The organism is Mesorhizobium sp., assembly GCF_005063415.1.
Lineage (GTDB): Bacteria > Pseudomonadota > Alphaproteobacteria > Rhizobiales > Rhizobiaceae > Mesorhizobium.
The window spans coordinates 319-1,613 of the sequence record NZ_SUEG01000324.1 but is presented as its reverse complement, the minus strand read 5'-3'; the positions used below and the strand labels follow the sequence as shown (position 1 = coordinate 1,613).

Here is a 1,295-nt window from a genome sequence, read left to right as displayed (position 1 = left end):
CCCTACTCCCCTACTCCCCTACTCCCCTACAGGCCCTATCTATGCCGCTTGCTTCCGTGACGAGTTTCTCCACAAGGGCGGCGGCCGGCATTTCCCGCAGCTTCGCAACGCCCTGCCCGGCCCAAATAGGCAAGAAGTCAGCCCGCTTGCTTTCATCCTTTGCCATCGAAAGCGGCATGACCAGACTCGCCTGTAGCGGAAACGCCAGCGCAGCATCTTCCTCACCAGCCATTTCCATCACAAACCGGTTGCGCACCACGCGCGCTGGGCGGCCAGTGAAGCAGCGAGTCACCGTCGTGCTCTCGTCGTTGGCCGAGCGCAATGCTACGCGATAGACTGGCTGCACATTGGCTTCAGGACAGGCCAGGAAAGCCGTGCCGATCTGCACACCAGATGCACCAAGTGCAAAGCTGGCAGCAATGCCGCGACCGTCGAAGATGCCGCCGGCGGCAATTACAGGCACCCGCACGGCATCAACAATCTGCGGTACGAGGGCCATAGTGCCGGCAGTGCCGATAGCAGGGTCGCCAGTGAATGTGCCGCGATGCCCACCCGCCTCGTATCCCTGGGCGATAATGGCGTCCACCCCTCCTGCCTCAAGCTGGCGCGCTTCCGAGACGGTGGTAGCCGAACACAAGACAGTACAGCCAGCCGCTTTCAACTGCTGCACAATTGCGGCGTCGGGTAGGCCGAAGTGGAAGCTGACCACCTTCGGGCACAGCTCGAGCACAATTTCGAGACGCTCACGATCGAAGGTGGGGAAGGGCTCGCCCGGCTCGGGCACCGGTCCGAGCCCGACCTCCTCATAGCAGCCGCGAAGGCGGTCGCGCATACTTTGGGCTGCCGCATCATCGTGTATCGGCGCCGGGTGCGCAAAGAAGTTGACGTTGATCGGGCGATTGGTAGCGTGCTGTGTCGCCGTGAGCTGCTCGCGGATAGCTGCCGCAGGCAGAGTGCCGCATCCGAGCGAGCCAAGCGCCCCGGCATTGCTGACTGCCGCCGCCAGTTCCGGCGTGGTGATGCCGCTCATCGGCGCCTGGATTATCGGGTGCTCAATGCCGAGGAGTTCCAGAAGATCAGTGCGCATCCACATTGGACCACCCTCCTCTTTCTCCCAGGAGAGATTACCTTAACTGACTTCCAGCTCAAGTCCGATAGGGCCGTCGAACCGCTTCGCGGCCGGCCACAGGCTGATGCAAGCTGGCGGAGTTCGGCGTCGATCCTAACCCAACTGCCGTCGATGCGCCGGGCTGGCGCCGCGTTTACGACGCGCCATGCAGCCGGCCCATCCGGCA

Annotated in this window: 1 protein-coding gene; it reads right to left on the bottom strand. The window is 63.2% G+C overall.

Going from position 1 to position 1,295, the window contains the following annotated elements:
* Window positions 1-10 precede the first annotated feature (10 nt).
* Window positions 11-1,093, bottom strand: coding sequence for a nitronate monooxygenase (locus tag E5W70_RS32330; protein WP_292665411.1), 1,083 nt, complete (start codon window positions 1,091-1,093; stop codon window positions 11-13).
* Window positions 1,094-1,295: the final 202 nt, after the last annotated feature.

Excerpts from the sequence above, each read along its gene's own strand:
- E5W70_RS32330 (WP_292665411.1), bottom strand. The coding sequence starts at position 1,093 with ATGTGGATGCGCACTGATCTTCTGGAACTCCTCGGCATTGAGCACCCG.